Here is a 1,572-nt window from a genome sequence, read left to right on the forward strand (position 1 = left end):
AGAAGGCAGACAGAAATTGTCAATTGAAAAGTATCCTGTTTTTATTTCCAAAATCAATATAGTCAAATAACAAAGTCTGTTTAACCACTATATTTAGTCCCAATCCCCTCACTAAAATACAAAGCGATCGAGTCTAATTTATACAGGTTAAAATTCCATCTGAGATTAAGTGAGTAGAGTTAAAATTTAAATTATCTGAATAAGTGATGTTCCGATATTCAGAAACATCACTTATTCAACCATATAAAATTCTTTACTATTAAAATATTTATTAATCTACCAACCTATTAGAATAGAGATTCATTATAAAATATAAACATATCAGCACCATTTAAACTATCAGACCATAATGAAGAATGATTTATCTGTATATTAGCACGTAGTAAGTCATGAGCTGTTCCAGAAAGTTTAGAGTTTCTCCATATTTCTGTTATGTCATAAGCATTTTGTCCAGTAAATCTAGTATAGGCATTTACCTGATTAGGCCATAGATTGACATATGTCCTTATGGTTTCTATATCATAGAGGATCTTATGAATATGCCGCACACCATTTTTACTGCTTTCATTTATGAACGGTAAATATAATTCACGAAATTTCTTTATTGTAATATCGAACTGAGTACTCCGATCCTCGGCGATTAGAATCCTGTTTTCTATTCGGCTGCTTTCCTTTTTTATATCAAATCCCAGTTTATTAAAAAGTCCATAATCCATATCACTAATATTGTGAACTTTGGGTATTGTAAGCTGTAAAGTATGAACCGCTGTAGAACTTTCAACCTCTCGGATCCATCCTGCATTTACCGCTTTGTTGAAAGTCTCTTGTACATTTTTTGTTTCTCTGACAATTGTGGCGTATGCTGCACTGCTGCTTGCTGGATCACCACTCAACCCCTTACCAAAACTGGCTTCTAGTCGTATGCCTATTTTCCACATCCCTTGCGCAAGACCCGCAACGCCCCCGACCACACTCACGATACCTAATCCCATCGATACCCACCCCAAAACAGCAGACATCTGCGGATCACTGTCCGCCGTCGCGGCACTGGCAATCCCGGTGGCATCCGCCGCCAGCCCTGCCCCGGCGATCGCCGCCCCGATGGCGGTCAGTGAGGCCCCGCCCGTGGGAATAGCCAGGAGGATCCCCGCCAGTAACCCAATCGAGCCCAAAACCAGCCCCACAATACTGCCCGTGCTCATATGTCCGCTGGGGTCCGTGCGGTTAATCGGATCACCCAGGCAGTACGCATACGGGTTCAGTCCCCCGGCCCCGAACGGGCTGAGGCTGTCCGGCGCCGTAAACCGCATCAGGACCGGGTTATACGTCCGGTAGCCGTTGCCCAGATGATACCCACCCCCGGCCGGATCCTGCCGCTCCCCGTTATAGCCCGGTAAAGCCGGGTCACTGTCCGCCACCGCCTGCTGCCCGTACGGGGTATAGCGAAAACGCGAGGTCCGGTCATTGTGACGGCTTAACAGCACACTGCCCGGCCCGTCGGTGCCCAGTAAATGCACGCCGTCAGCCGTGACACTCGCCGCGGGCGTACTGCCCGCTTGCACCAGCCGCGTA

Annotated in this window: 1 protein-coding gene; it reads right to left on the bottom strand. The window is 46.2% G+C overall.

Annotated elements, in window-relative coordinates:
• Window positions 1-287: 287 nt before the first annotated feature.
• A partial coding sequence (locus AACX38_RS06625) for an RHS repeat-associated core domain-containing protein (protein ID WP_370630656.1) occupies window positions 288-1,572 on the bottom strand: 1,285 nt, incomplete at its 5' end.

It is taken from the genome of Xenorhabdus sp. PB30.3 (genome assembly GCF_963895965.1).
Lineage (GTDB): Bacteria > Pseudomonadota > Gammaproteobacteria > Enterobacterales > Enterobacteriaceae > Xenorhabdus > Xenorhabdus stockiae.